This window comes from Nocardia wallacei (assembly GCF_029868745.1).
Taxonomy (GTDB): Bacteria; Actinomycetota; Actinomycetes; order Mycobacteriales; family Mycobacteriaceae; genus Nocardia; species Nocardia wallacei_B.
The window spans coordinates 1-1,495 of sequence record NZ_JARWOP010000161.1 but is presented as its reverse complement, the minus strand read 5'-3'; the positions used below and the strand labels follow the sequence as shown (position 1 = coordinate 1,495).

General features: G+C 74.6%; 1 protein-coding gene. It reads right to left on the bottom strand.

The features are described from left to right. Window positions 1-76 precede the first annotated feature (76 nt). The coding region (locus tag QH470_RS13260) for a VWA domain-containing protein (protein ID WP_280272637.1) at window positions 77-1,495 on the bottom strand (1,419 nt) is incomplete at its 5' end.

Below are 1,495 nucleotides of genomic sequence, written 5' to 3'. Positions count from 1 at the left end.
GCCGCCAGTTCCGGGCTGGCGGCCAGAATGGCACCCAGACTTGTTTGGTCGGCGGGAGCGATGGTGTCGGGGTTGGTCAGGCGTTGCGTACGGCGGTGACGGCGGCGCGGGCGATGGTGGCGGCGGTGGCGGCGGGGTCGGTGAGGGTGTGCACGGTCGCACCGTCCATCGGGTCGGCCCACATGGAGTCGGGGGCCAGCCACAGCACCGCGCAGCCGCTGGCGCGCAACCGGTCGAGCCGCTGCTGCCCGGCGGCGCGTGGTTCGGTGCGGAACCGGCCGTCGGAGATGATCACCAGCAGCCGGGTGTTTTCCGGCCGGGACAGCCCGAGCGCGCCGTCGAGGGCATCGATCGCGATCTCGACGGCCTCCCAGTTGGCGGCGGCGGCGAAGTCGGTCACCTTGGCCGGGGCCGACGCGCCCGGATAGGTGACCGGCAGCACGTCACGCCCGAAGGTCACGGTGGCGGTATCGGCGGGCATGGTGGCCTTGTCGGCAGCGGCGGCGATGATCCACGCGGCCGAGGCCACAGCGTCGGTGTAGGAGCCCATCGATCCGGACACGTCGCAGGCGATCCCGACCCGCAGCGGCGGCACCGGCACCGGGCGGGTGACGCGGCGGGTGAACGGTTGCGCGGTCGGCATCGCCCCCGCCGCGCGCTGGGCTTCGCGCGCGAGCACGCCGCGCATCCGCAACCGCCCCGGCGGCACCGCCGAGGTGACCGAGGTGACCGCGCGCTCGCGCTGGCTGGCGGTATTCAGCGCCCGCGCCAGCACCCGCGCGGCGGCACGTTCGCGGTCGTGGGGCGCGCGGAGGCTGCGGCCGGTACGCCCGCCGGTACGCGGGCGTTTGCCGAACACGTCCGCCGCTACGTTGGTGGCGCGGTCGCTGTGGCGGGTCTCCTCTCGGTCCCGTTGATCGGCCTCGTCGGCCGGGTCGGGCGGAGGCTCGTAGGCGGCCACGGCAGCGGCGATGTCGCCGAGGGTGCCGGTGATCGCTGTCCCCAGCGGTGAGTCAGGCTGCGGGGTGGTGTGGGGTTCCGGGCCGATCACGGCGTGCCAGCGCCGCCCGAGTTCGAGCATGCCCGTGGTGTTGGTATCCGACAGGCGATGCGCGATCCGCCACAGGGTCCGCAACTGCCGCAACAGGTCTCGGCCGAGGACGTCCTCGATCGCGGCGGCAGCGTGCGCGCATTCGGCGGCGTCGAGCACGCCCGCATCGACGCGCGCCAGCATCAGCGCGGCGGCCTGCGCGGCAGCGTGGCGGGTGGGCGCGAGCTGTGCGGCGGCCTGCTCGCCGCCGATGTCGCCGAGCACCAGCTCACGGGTGCAGGCACGCAGCCAGTGCCGGTCCTCGGGGCGGCGGCGCACCTGGGCGGCCTCGATCCGGGACTCTTCCAAAATGGTTGCTGCCCTGGCGGTGCCCGGATCGGTTCCCTCCGGCGGGTTCCAGCGGGTGTGGGCGGCGTGGGCGCATTCGTGGGTCAGCGCGCCCCA